The following is an 18101-nucleotide window of genomic DNA, read 5'->3' on the forward strand; positions in this document are numbered from 1 at the left end:
GGGGGCCGGGGGCCGGGGGTCAGGAACGGCGGATCACGATGTCGCCGAGGCTGGTGTGGGCGCGTACTTCGACGGTCTCGGCGGCGTCACCGGGGCCGTCGGACGGTCCGAGGGAGTTGCGCACCGAGCCGACGCCGGTGGCCACATCGAGCCAGGCGGCGGTGGACTCACGGATACCGACCTCCAGGTCGCCGGCCGCGGCCTGGAGGACGACCCGGCCGCGTGCCACGTCGCCGATCCGGATGGCGCCGTTGGCGGACTTGGCCTCGACCCCGGCGTGTGCGACGCCGACGGAGATCAGGCCGTTGGACGCGTTCGCCCGCAGCGCCCCGGCGACCTCGCCGATCGTGGTGTCGCCGTTGCCGTTCTTGACCAGCGCGGCGCCGGCGATCTCCCCGGCCTCGATCAGGCCCGCGCCGATGAGCTCGGCGTCTCCCGTCACCCGCGCCAGCCGGATGTCGCCATAGTCGGTCCGCAGGTTCACGGCCTCCGCCTCGTCGACCTGGAGATCGCCGAGCGAGGTCTTGAGCCGGCACTCGCCGAGGCGGCCCGCACAGGTGAGGTCCGCCATCGGCGAGCTGCCCAGGACGTCCGAGCCGGCCGGCAGTTCGATGGTCACGTCGAGCGAGCCGCACTTGCCGAAGAGGGAGCGCTTCCTGGGCCCCTTGACCACCAGCTTGCCGCCGGAGCAGGTGACCTTGGTCTGCTGTGCGGCCCGTACGTCGGCGTCCGCGGTGGTGTCGCTCGGACGCACCTCGACGACCGTGTCGGTGCGCTTGCTCGCGGTGATCCGCGCGGATCCGAGGTCGAATTCGAGGGTGACGGAGATCGGTTCGGGGGTGTCGAAAGTAGGCATGGCTGTCCCGTCCTCATGGCTGTGGTGGGCATTCCCGCTGGTAGGGCGGGTGAGATGAGAAGTGGCGCGGTGAGAAGTGGTGCTGTGAGCAGTGGCGCGGTGAGAAGTGGCGCCGTGATCCGTGGCGCCGTGATCCGTGGCGCCGTGATCCGTGGCGCCGTGATCCGTGGCGCGGCGAGCAGTAGTGAGGTGATCCGTGGCGCGGCGAGCAGTAGTGAGGTGATGAGCAGTGAGGTGATGAGCAGTGCGAGGGGAAGTGGTGGGCGAGCAGTGGTGCGGTACGCCGGAGAAGGCCGGCGCGGGCCTCTAGCGGACCCAGCCGGTGTAACCCTGCTGGCCCCGGTGGCGGCTGCGCCCGGCGGAGCGGGGGCTCTCGCCCGGCTCCAGGGCCGTGGCGACCGCCCGTACCAGCCAGGCGTTGACCGAGAGGCCCTCGTGGCCCGCGGCGTCCTCGACCCGGGTCTTGAGGTGGGCGGGCAGGCGGAAGTTGATCCGCGCGGTGCCGCCCTCGTCGCCGTCCGCGGGGACGGCGGGCACCGGCGCCCGCCCGCCGACCGCCACGCCCTCGGACGCCTCGGCCTCCCCGTACGGCTCCTGGGCCGGCGCCGGCGAGGGTGTCACCACGAATTCGGGATCGAGTCCGCGCAGCCGTACGTCGACCGAGCCCGGTGCCAGCTCACGGGTGACCTCGGCCATGGCGGAGGACAGCGCGTTGAGCAGAATGAGCCGGGCGGCCGACTCCAGGGGTGTGGTGAGTCGTTCGGCCAGGGCGCGGGCTTCGTCTCCGCCCGCGTCCGCGGCGACCGCGAGCTCGTGCCGGAGGTTGTCGACATACGGCGTGAGGTCCATAACGCCATAGTGGCACCACCGTGACGCCAACGCAAGCCTTTGTGGCGTCATGATGGCGTCGGGTGCTGCCACCGTGGCGAAAAGTGGCGCCATTGCACCACCACCGCGCCGCCATCATGACGCCACCCGCTGCGGGCCGCCCGCCGACCCACCGCCGCGCCCGGAGAACTCGGGGCGCCGCGGCAGCAGTTGCCGCACCCACCCCGGGGCTGCCCGGGGCAGCCCCGCCACCCCGGGAGCGCCGCGCCCGGATACACGGAACGCCACCCTCCGGATGTCCGACTACTCGGGCTATGGTGCTCTCGCAATCTGTTCGGCCGTGCGAAGGAGACGATCTCGCGGTGTCCGATCTGGGACGGCTCATAGCCGACCGGTACCGGCTCGTGGAACGGGTGGGCCGCGGCGGCATGGGAACGGTATGGCGCGCCGAGGACGAGCTGCTCGGCCGTCATGTCGCCGTGAAGAAACTCTTCGTCCCGCCGCAGCTGGACGACGACGAGATCCAGACGCTCCACGAACGCACCCGCCGCGAGGCCCGCACCGCCGCCCGGATCACCCACCCCCACGTGATCGTGGTGCACGACGTCGTCGACGACGAGGGTCTGCCGTGCATCGTCATGGAGTACATCCCCTCGGACACCCTGGGCGACATCGTCAAGCGGCACGGTGCGCTGACACCGGACCGGGCGGCCCGGATCGGCTGCGGCATGGCCGCCGCGCTGCGCGCCGCGCACGACGCCGGAGTGCTGCACCGGGACGTCAAGCCCGCCAATGTGCTGCTCGGGAACGACGGGCGCATCGTCCTCACCGACTTCGGCATCGCCGTGCAGTCCGGCACGCCCTCACTGACCAGGACCGGCGAGCTGGTCGGGTCGATCCAGTACCTGGCGCCGGAGCGCCTCCGTAGCACGATCGGCGAGCCGGGACCCGCGAGCGATCTGTGGTCCCTCGGAGCAACGCTGTACCAGGCGGTCGAGGGCCGGCCGCCGTTCCTCCGGGACACCGCGATCGAGACGGCGTACGCCATCGCCGCCGAGGAGTACGAGGCCCCGCGCAACGCCGGGGACCTGGCACCCGTGATCGAGAGTCTGCTCCGGAAGGACCCCGGGCAGCGCATGGACGCCCACGAGGCCGAACACCTCCTGGGCCAGGCCGCCGGAGCCACGCCTCCCGGGCAGCGCCCCCTCGGCGACACCTCCGGAACACGTGCCGCCCTCGACGCCCCGTCCACCCGGCCGCATCCCGTCGTGGCCACCGGAGATCCTGCGCAAGGAGGCAAGGGCAAGCGCCGCACGGTGTTGCGGTTCACCGTGGCGGTGGCGGTCGCCGCCTCCGTGACCGGCGGGGCCCTGCTGTGGCCGTGGGGCGGTGCCGATGCGTCGGGCAGCCGCCCCTCCGGCACCGCCTCCGCGGGCCGCCCGACGGACACCGACCCTTACCCGCTTCCCCCGCCTCCCGCCGGTTACCACCTCGCGAAGGAGGACCAGGGCTACTCCCTCCCCGTACGGGACGGCTGGAAGCGCGGCGATCCTCCCGGCGGGGAGATCGCCTATGTGGCCCCGTCCAAGCTGGCGGGCCTGAGGATCAACGTCGTCGAGTTCGCGGGGGGCGATCCGCTCCGGCACTGGCGGGAGACCGAAGAGGCCCAGACCCGCCGGGACAACCCGGGCTACGAGCGGGTACGGATGGACTCCACGACCTTCCGCGAACGGCCCGCGGGGTACTGGGAGTTCACCTTCGACGGCCGGGAACGGAAGTTCCGGGCGGTGGAGCTGGCATTCAGCGGCGCCGACGGCACCCAGTACGTGATCTACCTTTCCGCACCGGACGCGCAGTGGAACACCTACCGGCCGATGTTCGACACCGCCGTCAAGGGATTCCGCTTCGACGCCTAGTCAGGGCGGTCTTGGTCTCTCCGATCCCTGTGGGCCTGCGGAGATCGGAAAGCCACCCCTGGGCCCCTACGACGCACCTACGCACCTACACCTCTAGGCCCCTCGGTGATCCCTTGATGTCTCCGAGGCCTGCGGACCGAGCGCGTGGGCCGAAGGTCAGCTTCCGGCGCTGAGGGCGTCCAGGTGTCGTCGCAGTACCTGCCGGAGGAGCTTCGGCGGATAGCGGTCCGGCAGCAGCGTGGCCTGGAGATTGAGCCCGTCGAGGAGCGCGGCCAGTCGTGTGCTTTCCAGTTCGATGTCCAGGTCGCCCGGCAGCCCGCCGGCGGACCGGGCTTCGTGCAGCACGCGCGACATCAGGGCGTGCAGGTCGGCCTGCATCTCGGCGGCGCAGGGCCGCAGTTCGGGGCGGGTGTGCGCTGCAGCGGTGAAGGCGAGCCAGAGTACGGATTCCTGGCGGCGGGTCTCGTCCACGGGGAGGAGCTCGGCCAGGAGCTCTTCTGTCGCGGCCCGGCGGTCGGTGTGGCCGTCGGGAGCCAGGAGCCGCTCGGCGTGGGTGCGGATGCGGTCGCCGATGCGCCGGCTCAGCTCCCTCATCGTGAAGGTCATCAACTCGTCGTGGTCGGCGAAGTAGTGGCGGACCGAGCCGATGGCGAGTCCGGCTTCATCGGCGACATTGCGCAGCGACGCATGCTCCAGTCCATGCCGGGCGGCGACGGACAGGACGGCCTGCGCCACCGCTCTGCGGCGGGCCACGGGATCGACGATCTTTGGCACATTGGCCTTTATAGCACGGCTGAGCTAACATCCGTTTTTAGCTCAGCCGTGCCAATAAAGATGGGTGGTATCCGCGTGAACCCCTGGCTGCTCGCTGCGATCATCACGGTGGTGGTGATCGCAGTCGTGATCAAGCGGATGATCGGTGAGCCGGTCAACGCAAGGGAGCTCTTCGTGGCCCCGGCCGTCCTGACCGGGATCGGCGTCCTGACCCTCGTCAAGAGGGCGGATCTCACCGGCACCGACCTCACCTGGATCATCACGGGCGCCGTCTTCGGTGCGGCACTCGGCGCGCTCCGTGGCGCCACCGTTCAGCTCGTCGACAAGGGAGGTGTCCTGTGGCAGCGGTACACCGGCCGCACCTTCCTCGCCGTGATCGGCACCCTTGCGGTCACGGCCGGCTTCAGTGTCCTGGCGGTGAAGATGGGCATGCACGAGGACGCCCGCCCCCTCCAGCTCTCCATCGGCGTGAGCTTCCTCGGCGAGTCCCTCGTGGTCGGCCGCCGCGGCATGGCGTCGGGAATCCCCTTCGCCCCGGCACGCGCGCGCTGACTCATGGAGTGGGCTCCCGCCGAGCCCACTCCCGATCCGGCAGATCGCCCCGCCCCGTACCGGCCGCAACGATCGGCCTGCCGGCCCGGTCACACGACCCGCCGGACAGGGCACAGGAAGCACTCGCCCCGGCCTCCGGCGCCCGCTCCCGCCTCCGGCGCCGGGCCGTCAGGCCGAACCGCTGGGTTCCCGGCCGGGGCGCGGGTCTTCCGCGGGGCTCGGGCACGGTGGGCTGCTGCCCGTGTCGAGGAGGATCTGACCGGCCCGGGCGACATTGCCGGCCTCGACGGCCCTGGTCATGGCGGCGCGTGCCGACTCGGGCGTGGCCGTCGGCGGGACCACCAGCAGCGAGAAGAGGTCCCGGTCGCCGCGGGTGATGAGGATCGTGCCGTCGCCGACCGGGAACGAGTCGATGTGCACGATCCGGTCGTCGATGACGAGTCGCTTCGGAAGGTCTTCCCAGGCACTCGCATCCAGGCCGACGCGGGCGATGGGGCCGAGATGCTCGGTCAACGCGGTGATCAGGCCCGGCAGCTCGGCGCCGATGTCGCGGGACCGCGGCCACCACGCACCGTCGAGAATCCCCTCGCGGGACCGGGTCGTCTCCAGCCTCAACAGCGCCGTTCCGGGTCGCACCGCCCGGTGGACCGCTTCCGGCAGCAGCTTGGGGAGGTCCGGGATGTCGGAATCGGCCATGGTGCCCGCCCGTCTGCGGTGCGCTCGTCCACGCTCGTCACCCGTGTCGACGCCGGCGCGGCGCCGGCGTACAAAGCCCCGCTGGCTTCACCGTACTCCGCGGGCCGGCCGCCGGCCCCGTCCACCGGGCCGGGTACGGGCCGGTGGACGAGGCCAGGCCCGTACGCCGGGAAAATACCTGGTCACGCGGCAGCTCGGGGCCCCGGGCGGAGTACGCTGAGGAGACCGGGAGCATGTCGCACACCGGCCCCCAGCCCGTGTCGTTTCCGGCAGGCAACAACACCGGGCAGCCGCACAGGCGAGCCCGGGGACGGGTCCGCGTCATGACCGTGGCCGCCGGCCGTACGACCCGGCCACCTCGTGAGCGCATCCCCTTGCCGCAGGCCCGCTTGTCCCGCACCCCGGCGAACGCCGTTCCGGCGCCTCTTGGGCGGCGCCTGGTGGCCTCGCTCCCGTGGGGAGACGCGGGCGGCAGGGCAGAACCGCAGCCGGGAAGAGCAGCGGGAGTCCCAGGGGGGAGTCCGAGGGGGAAGTCCGAGGGTGAGTCTGCCGCTGCGGCGGACGGGGAACCCGACAGGGTCGTGAGCCGGACCGGACCCCGGTCCGAAGGATGTGACGGTATGCAGATCAGCGGGAAAACCGAGAGCGCCAAGGGCCTGGTGGAGCCCCTGCCCTCGGGCGGGTACGCCGAGGTGCGGATCGTTGCCGCCTCTCCCGAGACCGCCCGCCGGGTCGCGGAGGTGCTCCGCCGCAGCTTCGCCACCACCGAACAGCGCAGCTACCCCGCCGGCGGCGACGGCGGCACCCGCCTCCACCTCACCGTGGACACCGCGCACCCGGCCCGGCCGGCGCGGTCCTGGCTGGCATCGGGCCGGTCGTCCGGGGACAACCGGCCACAGGCCGACGAGGTCTGAGGCGCCCGCCGTCCCGCAGTCGTGCGCTGCGGCACGAGGCCGAGGACGAGGGCGAGGACGAGGGCGAGCACGAGAGGGCGGCAGCGATGGCGACACTGCGCGAGCGGAAGACGTACCGCGAGCAGGTGATGAAGGCCCTGTACGAGGCCACCGAGGGCAACCGCCTGCTGGGCGTGACCGGCGCGAAGCTGCACGACGCACTCGGAATCGACCCCCAGGATCTGGCGGCCGCCTGCGCCTATCTGGCGGGCGAGGGCCTGATCACGGCCGACTGGGCGGCGGGCAACACTCCCGCCATGGTCACGCTGACCCATCAGGGCATCCGGCTGATGGAGGCCGAGGAGGAGAGGGAGCGTGGGTGACGGGGGCCCCGGGGCCGCCCCGTTGCCGTCCCGGCGACGGGCAGCAGCAGCGCGGCGAGGGTGAGTACGGCGCAGGCGGGATAGCCCCAGCCGAGCGCGGCGAGGTACCAGGGGCGGCCGAACTGCCAGATGTCCGGCTGTGCCAGCGCCAGCCAGTGGATGAGGAATCCGGCGAGGACGAGGCACCAGGCGGTCAGGGCCGCGGTGTGGACCCGGGTCCGGTGCGGCGCATGGGTCAGCCACAGGACGGCCGCGACGGCCCAGACCCAGTGATGGCACCACGAGATGGGGCTGATCAACAGGCCGAGGAGCTGGACGGCGAGCAGCGCGCCGAGGGGATCGGTGCGGCGGGCGGCGCGCACGACGGCCGTCAGCGCCAGCAGGACCGCCGGGACGGCGCAGGCCCACCACGGGGCGGACCAGCCGGCATCGTGGCCGAGCGTGCGGGACAACGCCCCGCGCACCGATTGGTTGAGCACCGAGCCGACCGGGCCGACCCGTGCGGCGTCGCCGACCGCATGGAGCCAGAAGCCGGCGGCGGACCGGGGCGCCGCCCACCACCCGGCCGCGACGGTGACGGCGCCCGCCGCGGCCGACCAGCACGCCGCCGACCAGCGCCGGTGCACCAGGAAGTAGAGGCCGGTGACGGCCGGGACCAGCTTCACCCCGGCGGCGAGGCCGATGCCGACCCCCGCCGTGGCTGCCGAACGGCGCTCGACCGCGAACGCGACGCCCGCCGCCAGCAGCAGGTTGACCTGCCCGAGCGCGAGGGTGACGGCGACCGGCTCGGTCCACAGCAGGGCGGCGCTCCACAGCAGTACCCGCCGGCGGTGCCGCCCGGGCTCCGCGGCCGGGTCGGCCATCCGCAGGCAGCAGTGGACCAGGACACAGAGCGCCAGGATCGAGGCCGCGGTCCAGACGGCGCTCACCAGCGGCCAGGCCGGCCAGGAGAGCGGGAGGAAGAGCAGCGCGGCGAAGGGCGGATAGGTGAACGGCAGCGGGAACAGGTCGGGGCCGGGCAGCTCCAGACGGAAGGCGTACAGATCGCCGCTGAGCAGGTGCGGGGCCGCGGTCCGGTAGACCCGTAGATCCACCATGCCCACGCGCAGGCAGGCCGGGACCCACACCAGCAGCAGCATCGCGGTGGCGGCGAGGAGCAGCACGGTGCCCGGACGGCGGGCCAGGACGCGGCGCGCCGCCTCGATACGCCGTGGGCCCGGCCGCGTTCCCGCAGGGCCGCCGTCGGGACCGCCCGTAGGGCCCCCGTCCGGAGGACCGGCCGCCGGGACATGCACCGCCGGGCTCACTCGCCCCGGCCCTGTTCCGCCCCGCGGCCCGGGGTCCGGAATTCCCCGGGCCGGGCCGCGGCCGGGGCCTCGTAGACGCTGACGGCGAACGGGCGGGAGGAATCCGGCTCCACCTGCTCGACCACGCAGCGGAACCCGGCGACGGCCTCGAAGTACGCACAGAACCTGCGTGACTCCGGCCAGGGGTGCACCAGGACCAGCAGTCCACCGGGTGCCACCGCCCGCGTCAGATGGGCGCAGGCCCGTCGCAGCTGCCGGTGCCGGCCCAGGTAGTACAGCAGCTCGGCGCAGAAGACGAGGTCGAAGCGGTCCTCCGGTGGCGCGGTGAGGATGTTGAGCCGCTCGAACCGGGGAGCGGGCGTGGCGCGGCCGGGCACGGGGGCGCGACCGGGCACGGGGGCGCGACCGGGCACGGGGGCGCGACCGGGCACGGGGGCGCGGCCGGGCACGGAAGCGCGGCCGGGCACGGAAGCGCGGGCCCGGGCGAGCGCGCGCTCCGAGATGTCCACACCGGTGATCTCCGCCTGCGGAAACGCCGCCGCGAGGCGGTGGGTGAAGGCTCCCTCGCTGCACCCGACGTCCAGGATCCGCCGGTAGGGGCGCGGGGGAAGCTGCCGCAGGGTCGTCGCGTACTTGAACTGCTCGTAGTCGTCCACGGCCAGCCCCCACGGGTCCGGCCGCCGGTGCCACCAGTCGAAGTACCAGTGCAGGACCCGCCCCTGTCCGCGGAGGCCGAGGAGGGAGAGCGCGGCGAAGAGGGCGCGGTGCGCGCGGTCGAGGAGGCGGTGCATGAGAACCTTCCGGCCGTTGCGGTGGCCACACTTCCGGGAGGCCGCCGGACGTCTGCGGTATGACGGCGCGTCAGCGGGTGACGTCGTCGTAGGCGTGGGCGAACGCTTCGGTGACCACGGGCCAGGTGCAGTGCACCGGTTCGGTCTCCCAGTTGTGTGCGGCCAGGGTGCGCCGTGCCCCCGGGGTACGGGCCAGCCAGAGCACCTCGTCGGCCAGGGCGAAGGCCGAGTGGCCGCACAGGGCCCCCTCGCGGTTGTGCCGTACGAAGTCGGCGACGCCGGTGTGCGCCCGGGCCAGGACCGGCAGTCCGCTGGTACGCGCCTCCAGGGCCGCGATCCCGAAGGACTCCCGGCGGGAGGGGTTGACGAACAGGTCCGCCCCGGCCAGCAGCTCCCGTACCTCCCCGGGCTGCAGCCGGCCCGCGAGGCGGATCCAGCTGTCCATCCCGTTGCGGCGCAGATAGCGCTGTATCGGCCGCGCGCTCGGCCCGGCGCCGGCGAACGTGGCCCGCAGTGCGGTGCCCCGCCGGGACATCCGCGCATGGGCGGAGTGCAGCGCCGCCAGCAGCTCCATCGGCTCCTTGCGCGGAACGAGCCGGCCGACGGCGACGACGTGCACCCGCCCGTCCTGGCGCTCGGCCGCGGCTCCCGGGCTGCGCCACCACGCGGCGTCGATGCCGTTGGGGATGACACGGGGGACGACGTCCGGAAGGGCCTGTCGGATCAGCCGGGCGGCCGACCTGCTCACGGTCGTCACGGCCACCGGAGCGGTGGGGCCGTGCCCGGTCCGGCTCAGCAGCCGGTACAGCGCGCGCACCACGGGGTCCCACATGCTGTGGACGGTGGCCACGGCGGGGATGCCCCGGCGCCGGGCGCAGGCCAGCGCGGCCCAGGCGAACGGGGAGGCCGCGCCCAGGTGCACATGCACCACGCGCGGGTGACGTGCCGTCAACAGCCGGTCGATGGCGTGTCCCGCTCTGGGGTGAACGGGCAGCTGGCCGGGCAGCCGCGCGCTGATCCTGTGCACGGGGTACGGCCACGAGGCCGTCTCCGCCCCCGGCCCGGCGGGCGTCGCGGTGACGACCTCGGCGGCCTGGCCCGCCCGGTGCTGCGCAGCGGCCAGCGCGGCGACCTGGATCTCGATACCTCCGGTCCGCGGCGCAAAGCAGTCTGAAATGTGAAGGATCATGGCTGCACTTCCGAAATGGGGCGTGAAGTCCCCCAGTATGGGGTGGTAAAGCATGGTTCGTGAGACATACGTGCTTGTTCTTTCATGCGCATCCGGACGATGAGGCGCTGCTGACCGCCGGCACCATGGCGCGCCTGGCCGGTGAAGGACACCGCGTGGTGCTGGTGCTGGCCACGGCGGGCGAGCGCGGCCTGGCACCGAAGTCCTTGCAGGACCGCGGCCTGGGCGGGGTCCGCCGCGAGGAGGCGCACGCCTCCGCCCGGATCCTGGGCTGCTCCCGGGTCGCCTTCCTCGGCTACGCCGACTCCGGGCACACCCCCGGCCCGGCCCCGGCCGGCGGCGGCGCCCAGCCGTTCGCCTCGGCGGAGGTCGAGGAGGAGGCGGCCGGCCGGCTGGCCGCGCTGCTCACCGAGGAGCGCGCCGACCTGCTGACGGTCTACGACCCGGCCGGCGGCTACGGGCACCCGGATCACGTCCAGGTCCACCGGGTCGGCTACCGCGCCGCCCGGATGGCGGGCACCCCGGTGGTCCTGGAGGCCACCGTCGACCGCACCCTCCTGCTACGAGGACTGCGCGCGGCCTCCTGGGTCTACCGCTTCCCGCCGCAGTTCGACCGGGACTCCTTCCGGCAGGCCTACGGCGCACGCTCCGAGATCACCCACCGGGTACCGGTCAAACGGCACTGGCGGGCCAAGCGCGCCAGCATGTCCGCGCACCTCAGCCAGGCCCGGGGCGGCGACTCCGAACGCACCCTGGCCGCCCTGGGCCGCCTGCCCGGACCGGCCTTCCGCCAGGTGCTGGGGACCGAGTGGTTCATCCAGCGCGGGCTGCCCGCGGGACCCGTCCTGCGCGATCCGCTGGCCACCCTGCCGGGCGCCGGGGCGACGGCACGCGGCCGATGACACCGCTCACCGCGCGTCTGCCGAAGTCCGCCCTGCGGCTGCTGGGCCTGCTCTCCTCCGCCGCCGGCCTCGTCCTGCTGGCCCTGGCCGTCCCGAAGGCGGCGGGAACGGACTGGGCCGCCGTCCGGACCCACCTCGGACACATCAGCGGCCCGCAGGTGGCGCTGCTGTGCGCCCTGGCAGGCGCCACGCTGTGGAGCTACACCTACGTACTCGGCGCCGCCCTCCCCGGACTGACGCTGCGTCAGGCGCTGCTGGTGCACTGCACCAGCAGCGCCGTCAGCAACCTGCTGCCGCTCGGCGGCGGTGCGGGCGTCGCGGTCACCTACGCCATGACGCGCCGCTGGGGGCACCCGCCGGGCGCCGTGGCCGTGTGTGTCGCGCTCACCGGGGTGTGCAACGTGGCCGCACGGCTGGTCCTGTCGGCGGTGGGCGCACTGCTGCTGGCGGGGACCCCCGTACCCGGCATCGGCTGGGCGGCGGCCGCGGGCGGCGTGGCCCTCGCCCTGCCGGTGGCGCTCGCGGCCGGGTGGCCGGTCCTGCGCCGCTGCCGCCGGGCCCCCGGTGCCCACCGGCGGGCGGCGGCGCCGGACGGAGCGCTGCGGCACCTCGCCCGGCGCGCCCGGCAGCTCGCGGTGCGGCTGCGCGACGACAGCCGGGACGTCGTCCGCCGTTCCTGGGCGCGGCTGGTGTGCGGCATGACCGCCACCCTGGCGGCCCAGGGCGCGCTGTTCCTGGCCTGTCTGCAGGCGGCGGGCTCCCGTACGGGAGCGGGCGAGGCGCTGGCGGTGTTCGCGGCCAGCCGGCTGCTGACCCAGATCGCGGTCACCCCCGGCGGCATCGGCGTCACCGAGTGCGCCGCCGCCGTCGCGCTGGTCGCCCTCGGCGGCGCCCCCGCGGCCGTGGCCTCGGCCATGCTGCTGTTCGCCACCTTCACGCATCTGCTGGAGATTCCGCTCGGCGCGCTCACCGGGGCGCTTTGGCTGCTGCGCGGGGGACGACGGCATCCGGCACCGGCACCGGCCGCCCCTTAGGCGCCCACCGCACCACCGCCGCCAGTGCCACCGCTGCCCCGGCGGCGGCCGCGAGCCCGCTCGCCCAGGTGGGCCCCTGCCCCGAGGGCATCACCACCAGCGTCAGCCCCACCACCGCCGCCCTGGCGCCGCGCCCCGCCAGCCGTCGCCAGGACACCGCCGCCAGCGGCACCACCGCCCACAGCGCGTACCACGGCTGCGCCACCGGAGCGGCAGCCACCAGCACCAGCAGCGCCACCCCCGTCGCCCGCTCGGCGCCGGCCTGCGGGGCGCACCGCACCCAGTAGCCCACCGCCCCCAGGCCCACCAGCAGCCCGGCCAGCCGCGCGGCCGTCATCGCACCGGCTGCGGTGCCCCACCCCAGCCCCTGCGCGGCCCAGCCCAGCAGCCGGCCCGTATCCGTGCTCAGGGACAGCAGGGTGTGGACCTCGGCGGGCGTACGGAGGGTCCACAGCCACCCCCACCCCTGGCCGCACCCGGCCACCCCCGCCGCCAGTGCGAGGGCGGCCACCCCGGCGATCCCCGCCGCCCGCCGCACCCGCCGCCACCCACCGTCCCGCCCCGCCACGGTCACCGCCGCCGCGCACAGCAGGGCCACCACGGCGGGAGCCTTCACGAGCACCGCCGCGGTCAGGACGACGGTCCCCACGCCCCAGCGCCCCCGGCGAAACGCCAGCAGCCCGGCCGCCATCAGCCCCAGCATCAGCGCTTCGTTGTGCGCCCCGCCGACCAGGTGCAGCAGCACCAGCGGGTTGAGCGCGCCGGCCCACAGCGCACCGGCCGCACCGGCCCCACCGGGGCCCGACGCCTCCGCCAGCCGCCGCAGGGCCCACACCAGGAGGGCCAGACCGGCCACCGCCACCAGCCGCAGCCCCAGGGCCGCGGCCACCACGTGGTGTTCCCCGGTGACCGCCACCACGGCCCGCGCCGCGGCGACGGACAGCGGCCCGTACGGGGCCGGGGCGTCGTGCCACATCCCGGGAACGTTCGCCGCGAGCGGGCCGCCCAGCGCCGCCGGGCCCAGCGCATACACATCGCGCCCGCGACCCGCCAGCGCGCCCTGGGCGAGGTAGCTGTAGGCGTCGCTGCTGCCCAGCAACGGGCCCGGCACCAGCGGCAGCGCCCAGCACCACAGCGCCGTCCGCAGCGGCCGCCACCCGACGGCCGCCCCGTCCGCGACCCGCGTGCCCAGCCGCCACCACGCGGCCATCAGCAGCACCAGCCCGGCATACGACACGGCGACGCCGACGCACTGGAGCGCCTCGCCGGGCCGCCCCCACAGACCGTCCGGAACGCCCCGCGGCAGCGCACCGGACCCCCATCCGCCGGCGCCCAGCAGCACGGACCCCAGCGTGCCCAGGAGCACTTCTGCCCGGACGGTGCTCCCTGCCGCGCTCATCCGGCCAACCTAGACGCGGGACCGCCCGGCGCGGCGCACGCGGGCAGATATGTCGCCCGTCCGCGCCAGAGGGTGTCTCCCCAGGGACCCCTGGGGAGGCCGGCCCGAGGATCCGCCGGACCGCACCGGCAGCAGCCCGGCCCCGGCTCAGTCGGCGCAGTACGCGTCCCGCTCCGGCCGCCGCCCCGTCGTCAGGAAGGCGGTGACCGCCCGGTCCCCGCAGGCGGTGCCGTTGCCCAGGTAGGCCTCGTGGCCGCCGTGCTCCAGGGTGACCAGGCGGGCCCGGCCGCCCAGGGCCTGACGCATCTTCAGGGCGCCGGAGTACGGCGTGGCGGGATCCCGGCGGTTCTGGAGCATCAGGATGTTGGACGGACCGTCGGCGGTGATCCGCGTGGGCTGCTGCGCCGGTGCGTTCTTCCAGAAGGCGCAGGACGTGACGTTCACCGGCAGCCCGGCGGTGAGCGGGTGCCGGGCGCGGTCGAGGGCCACCGCGCGCCGGTATGCGGCGGCCGACGCCGGCCAGCGCACGTCGTTGCAGACGGTGGCCGTCACCGCCGCGGCCTGCTCGTCCGGCAGCGGCCCGGCGAGAGCATCGGGCAGCACCGGCCGTGCGGCCGGGTCCTGGGCCTGCCGGACGAGCCGGGCCAGCTGGGGAAAGAGGCGGTCGCCGCCCAGGGCGCTCAGCAGGGCCTGGCGCAGCCGGTTGCCGGTCAGCGGGATGCCCTTCGTGGCGGACTCCTTCGGCACCCGGTCCAGCTTCGCCGCCAGCGCGAGGAACAACGGCCGTACGTCCTGGGGGCGTTCGGCCAGCCGCAGGCCCTCGTCCTCCCGGGCGGGGTCCGCCGCCCAGGCCGCGAAGTCGGGGAACCGGTCGTCCACGCCCACCGCCATGTTCGCCCGCCATCCCCGCCCCACCCGGGACGGGTCGGGGTCACCGCTGCTGTCCAGCACCCAGCGGTCGGTGTGCTGCGGGTACTTCTGCGCGTACACCGCCCCGACGTAGGCCCCGTACGAGGCGGCCCAGGCCGACAGTTTCTCCTCGCCCAGGGCCCGGCGGAGGCGGTCGATATCGCGCACCTCGTTCGCGGTGGACATGCTGCGCAGCACGGCACCGCCGTGCCGGGCGCACGCCTCGGCGATCCGCCGGGACCGGGCGATGTTCTCCGTGATGCCGCCGCCCGGCTCCGGCCAGGACAGCAGGTTGACCAGATGCCGGTCGTCGGCGTCGAGTCCGCAGCCCGCCTTCGCACTGCCGCCCGTTCCCCGCGGATCGAAGCTGACGAGGTCGTAGGCCCCGGCCAGCTCCTTCCCCAGCGCCTTCCCCTTCGCCACCATCCGCGCCACCCCGGATCCGCCCGGCCCGCCGGGGATCACCAGCAGCGTGCCCCGGCGGGCCGCGGGCCGGTCGCTGCGCACCCGGGACACGGCGAGGGTGAGCTGCGGCCCGTCCGGGTCGCGGTAGTCGACCGGTACGGGCAGCTCGGCACACTCCTGCCCGGGAAGGCCGGGCCCGGCGCACGGCCCCCAGGCGAGGGCGGGCCCCGAGGTGCCGGGGGCGCGGGCCGCGGCGCCGGGTACCTGGGCGCGGGCCGCCGGGGAGAGAGCGGCCAGGGTGCCGGCCACGGCTGCGGCGGAGAGCGTGAGCACAAGGGCGCGGCGGGCATGGGCCGTCAGGTGAGTCTTCCGGTAAGTCGTCATGGAGGAACTGTTGTTGAGCGGCGGTCCGCCGCCCATCCGGCTGCCGGGAGCGCCGTGCTGGCGTTATCCGGAGGGCGGGCCGCCGTACGCCCCTCGGCCGGGTCCCGCCGGTGCCGCCTCGGACCGGCCCACCTCGGAACCTGCCCGCCCCGGACGGCCCGCCTCACTCCCCGACGGTGATCAGCGCCAGCGTGATGTTGTCGGGCCCGCCCGCCTCGATGGCCGCCTTCCACAGTTCGAAGACGGCCCGGCCGCCGGAGTGGAGCCGCAGCAGACCGCCGACATCCTCCTCCGGGACGGGGTCGGTCAGCCCGTCGCTGCACACCAGATAGCGGTCGCCCACGGACAGCGGCACGGTCGTGAGGTGCGGGACGACGGCACTGAACTCCGGAGCGCCGCCGAGCGCCTGGGTGAGGAGCGAGGTGGTGCGCCGCCCCGGCGACAGCGGCGGACTGTCGTCCACGCTCACCTGGCGCAGGCCGTCGTCGGCCGCCTCGAAGACCCGGCTGTCACCGACGTTGAAGACCAGTACGGACTTCTCCCCGACGACCGCGCCGGCGACCGTGGTGCCCATGGTGGTCAGCGCCGGGTCCCGCTCGGCCGCCGCGTACACCGCACGGTTGCAGAGGTCCAGGGCGGCCCGCACCGCCTCCTCGCCCTCCAGAGAAGGGCCCAGCGCGGCCAGCTGCCGGACGACCAGTGCGCTGGCCACCTCCCCGCCCGGCTGCCCTCCGATGCCGTCGGCGACCGCGACGACCAGCGGGGTGCCGAGCGGGAACACCAGCGTCTGCGGGTTTTCGGTCACCGTGCCGCAGAGCGTCCAGGGGCCGGCCACCAGGCTGTCCTCGTTGTGCTCGCGGATCAGCCCGGTGTGGCTCAGGGCGGTCACGGTGAGGTAGGGCATGGGCCGGCTCCGCTGCTCCGGTGCTCCGCTACGGCGGACCGTCCTCCCCCGTGGCCCGCCGTACGTCCATTGTGGCCACCCGGCGGCTTCGCGCGCCCGTTGAGGACATCGACGGCGGACGGGCCGGGGCCGGAGCCGTCCGGTCGGCCGGTCGTCCGGTCCTGCCGCCGACGGTCACCGGTCCGTCAGACCGCATGCCTGCCCGTCTGTCCGCCGGTCCGTCAGCCGTTCTGCCTGCCGCTCAGGGTGGTGCGCTGCATCAACCGGGCGATGTCCTTCCCGGTGACGATCCCCACCAGGTGCCCGGCGTCCACGACGAGGAGGCGCGCGCCGGTACGCAGGCTGATTCTGTCGAGCGCCTCACTGAGCAGATCGTCCGGCGCGGCGACCGCGCACTGGGACAGCGGGATCGCCGCCTCGCGTACCCGCACCGTCTCCCGGCTCGGGCCGGGCACCGCCGCGAGCCGGCGGATCTGCACGATGCCGCTGGGGCGGCCGTCGAAGTCGAGCAGCGGCAGCACGGAGTGGCGGGAGTGCACGACCACCTCGTCGATGAAGCGCCGGACGGTCAGCCAGTCGGCGCCGGTCGCCACCGGGCTGGTCATGGCCTCGGCGACCCGTATCCCCCGCAGCGCGGTGTGGAGGGCGGCGCGGCGCCGCTCCGCCCCGGCGACGATCATGACGAAGAGGCCGATGAAGACGATCCACAGCCCGCCCGGTGCCCCGCGGAGCACGGAGATCCAGCCGGCGGCCACCAGCAGCAGCCCCATGATCTGGCCGCCCCGGGACGCCGCCAGATCCGCCCGGTCGCGGTCCCCGGTGCGCCACCACAGCACCGCCTGCACCACCCGCCCGCCGTCCAGCGGCACCGCGGGCAGCAGATTGAACACCCCCAGGAACAGGTTCGCCCAGCCCAGCCACGCCAGGACGACGGAGGGCACCGCCCAGCCGGACAGCCCGTGCAGCCCGAACCCGGCCCCGAGCGCGATGCCACCGATGACCAGGCTGGTGAGCGGCCCGCTCACGGCCACCGCGAAGGCCGCCGCCGCGGACTGCGGCCGCCCCATCCGGGTCGTACCGCCCAGCGCCCACAGCGTCACGTCCTGGACGGAGATCTTCTTCCGCAGCGCGGTCGCCGCATGGGCCGTCTCGTGCAGCAGCAGGCTGCCCATGAGCAGTACGGCCCCGATGACACCGGCAAGGGCGTAGACGGCATCCGAGCGGCCCGGCGTCCAGACGGGAAGCCCCTGATGACCGAGTCCGTACGCGAACAGGCCCACCAGCAGCGGCACGCTCCAGTGCATGCGCAGCGGCACCCCGACCACCTGTCCCACACGGACCGAGCCGTTCATCGTCGTCTCCTGCCGGCCCGGCGCCCGGTCCCCGGGAGCAGGCCGTGGCGACCTGCACTCCGTGAACCGGCCGATCCGGCGCCCACCACCATTGTCGCTCGCACCACCTGCGCAGGAGGGACGAAAGGACTGCCGGTCTCAGGGGTGGCACGCTGGTGGTACGGACCGATTCGCCGGAGGTGCGTCATGGGACACCGCCACCACTTCCACCTGGACCAGGGTGATCACTCGATCACCGTGAATGTCGGGCCCGGCCGGGCCGGGGAGATCGAGCTGCTGGTCGACGGCAAGGTGATCGCGTACCAGAAGGAACACCGCGCCGGCATGAACGTGCTGACCGGCGAACTCCCCGAAGAGCCCGCCCACCCCTTCCGGATCCTGCTGCGCCAGCCGCACCTCGTCCCCTCCATGCCCCGCTGCACGCTGGAGCTGGACGGTGTGGCGCAGCCCATGCCGGAGCGGCTGGTGCTGTAGGGGGCCGTGGGCACACCCGTCGCGGCGGGCCCGCGCACACGCCTTCGCCTCCTCGGAAACGCTCGCGAATTGTTGGGCCACCCGGCTGATTGTGGCCGACGAGCGTTTTACCTCCCGCGGGTTGAACGACACTGCGGGACGGCAACGGCAGCA

18 protein-coding genes are annotated in these 18101 nt (G+C 74.3%); 7 read left to right on the forward strand and 11 right to left on the reverse strand.

From position 1 onward, the window contains the following. Positions 1–19 precede the first annotated feature (19 nt). Complete coding sequence (locus tag ACF088_RS29150; protein ID WP_392378841.1) at positions 20–856, reverse strand: DUF4097 domain-containing protein; 837 nt, start codon at positions 854–856, stop codon at positions 20–22. Positions 857–1162: 306 nt separating this feature from the next. Beyond that, complete coding sequence (locus ACF088_RS29155; protein ID WP_392378842.1) at positions 1163–1705, reverse strand: hypothetical protein; 543 nt, start codon at positions 1703–1705, stop codon at positions 1163–1165. A gap of 341 nt (positions 1706–2046) precedes the next feature. On the opposite strand from ACF088_RS29155, the gene ACF088_RS29160 reads away from it, so the two are divergent. After that, a complete protein-coding gene (locus tag ACF088_RS29160; RefSeq protein ID WP_392378843.1) occupies positions 2047–3600 on the forward strand; it encodes a serine/threonine-protein kinase in 1554 nt (517 codons plus the stop codon). Positions 3601–3756: 156 nt separating this feature from the next. Here the strand turns inward: ACF088_RS29160 and ACF088_RS29165 are convergent, their stop codons facing one another. Next, positions 3757–4374, reverse strand: a complete 618-nt coding sequence (locus ACF088_RS29165) for a TetR/AcrR family transcriptional regulator (RefSeq protein WP_392378844.1) — start codon at positions 4372–4374, stop codon at positions 3757–3759. A 75-nt stretch (positions 4375–4449) separates the two neighbouring features. Between ACF088_RS29165 and ACF088_RS29170 the strand changes: the two genes are divergently transcribed. Beyond that, entirely contained in the window at positions 4450–4926 is a 477-nt protein-coding gene (locus tag ACF088_RS29170; RefSeq protein ID WP_392378845.1) for a DUF1453 domain-containing protein, read from the forward strand. A gap of 168 nt (positions 4927–5094) precedes the next feature. Here the strand turns inward: ACF088_RS29170 and ACF088_RS29175 are convergent, their stop codons facing one another. Next, on the reverse strand, positions 5095–5622 hold the full coding sequence (locus ACF088_RS29175) for a DUF5994 family protein (RefSeq protein WP_392378846.1): 528 nt from the start codon (positions 5620–5622) through the stop codon (positions 5095–5097). Positions 5623–6242: 620 nt separating this feature from the next. Between ACF088_RS29175 and ACF088_RS29180 the strand changes: the two genes are divergently transcribed. Together ACF088_RS29180 and ACF088_RS29185 are read left to right on the forward strand one after the other, a co-directional pair. Then, complete coding sequence (locus ACF088_RS29180) at positions 6243–6536, forward strand: hypothetical protein (RefSeq protein ID WP_392378847.1); 294 nt, start codon at positions 6243–6245, stop codon at positions 6534–6536. A gap of 86 nt (positions 6537–6622) precedes the next feature. Continuing rightward, a complete protein-coding gene (locus tag ACF088_RS29185) occupies positions 6623–6898 on the forward strand; it encodes a hypothetical protein (RefSeq protein WP_392378848.1) in 276 nt (91 codons plus the stop codon). On the opposite strand, the gene ACF088_RS29190 is transcribed toward ACF088_RS29185, so the two are convergent. The 3 genes from ACF088_RS29190 to ACF088_RS29200 form a co-directional block, all read right to left on the reverse strand. Then, the gene (locus ACF088_RS29190) at positions 6850–8061 is read right to left on the reverse strand and encodes a glycosyltransferase 87 family protein (protein ID WP_392378849.1); all 1212 of its coding nucleotides are present in this window, start codon (positions 8059–8061) and stop codon (positions 6850–6852) included. The two genes, ACF088_RS29185 and ACF088_RS29190, sit on opposite strands and share 49 nt — an antisense overlap. Before the next feature lie 140 nt (positions 8062–8201). Next, entirely contained in the window at positions 8202–8996 is a 795-nt protein-coding gene (locus tag ACF088_RS29195) for a methyltransferase (protein ID WP_392378850.1), read from the reverse strand. Positions 8997–9066: 70 nt separating this feature from the next. Further along, complete coding sequence (locus tag ACF088_RS29200; protein ID WP_392378851.1) at positions 9067–10185, reverse strand: glycosyltransferase family 4 protein; 1119 nt, start codon at positions 10183–10185, stop codon at positions 9067–9069. 59 nt (positions 10186–10244) lie between these two features. On the opposite strand from ACF088_RS29200, the gene ACF088_RS29205 reads away from it, so the two are divergent. Together ACF088_RS29205 and ACF088_RS29210 are read left to right on the forward strand one after the other, a co-directional pair. Further along, positions 10245–11087, forward strand: a complete 843-nt coding sequence (locus ACF088_RS29205; RefSeq protein ID WP_392378852.1) for a PIG-L deacetylase family protein — start codon at positions 10245–10247, stop codon at positions 11085–11087. Then, complete coding sequence (locus ACF088_RS29210; RefSeq protein ID WP_392378853.1) at positions 11084–12121, forward strand: YbhN family protein; 1038 nt, start codon at positions 11084–11086, stop codon at positions 12119–12121. The genes ACF088_RS29205 and ACF088_RS29210 overlap by 4 nt, the downstream gene beginning before the upstream one ends. Here ACF088_RS29210 and mptB read toward each other — a convergent pair. From mptB to ACF088_RS29230, 4 genes are all read right to left on the reverse strand, one after another. Next, positions 12054–13520 (reverse strand): polyprenol phosphomannose-dependent alpha 1,6 mannosyltransferase MptB, encoded by a 1467-nt coding sequence (gene mptB / locus ACF088_RS29215; protein ID WP_392378854.1) that lies wholly within the window; start codon positions 13518–13520, stop codon positions 12054–12056. The two genes, ACF088_RS29210 and mptB, sit on opposite strands and share 68 nt — an antisense overlap. 147 nt (positions 13521–13667) lie before the next feature. Beyond that, the gene (locus tag ACF088_RS29220) at positions 13668–15218 is read right to left on the reverse strand and encodes an alpha/beta hydrolase (protein ID WP_392378855.1); all 1551 of its coding nucleotides are present in this window, start codon (positions 15216–15218) and stop codon (positions 13668–13670) included. 163 nt (positions 15219–15381) lie between these two features. After that, entirely contained in the window at positions 15382–16122 is a 741-nt protein-coding gene (locus ACF088_RS29225) for a PP2C family protein-serine/threonine phosphatase (RefSeq protein WP_392378856.1), read from the reverse strand. Positions 16123–16343: 221 nt separating this feature from the next. After that, positions 16344–17474 carry a site-2 protease family protein gene (locus tag ACF088_RS29230; RefSeq protein WP_392378857.1) on the reverse strand — a complete coding sequence of 377 codons (1131 nt, stop codon included), beginning with the start codon at positions 17472–17474 and terminating at the stop codon, positions 16344–16346. A 186-nt stretch (positions 17475–17660) separates the two neighbouring features. On the opposite strand from ACF088_RS29230, the gene ACF088_RS29235 reads away from it, so the two are divergent. After that, complete coding sequence (locus tag ACF088_RS29235; protein ID WP_392378858.1) at positions 17661–17948, forward strand: hypothetical protein; 288 nt, start codon at positions 17661–17663, stop codon at positions 17946–17948. Positions 17949–18101 lie beyond the last annotated feature (153 nt).

Source organism: Streptomyces sp. NPDC015125, assembly GCF_043080045.1.
In the GTDB taxonomy this organism is placed as follows: domain Bacteria; phylum Actinomycetota; class Actinomycetes; order Streptomycetales; family Streptomycetaceae; genus Streptomyces.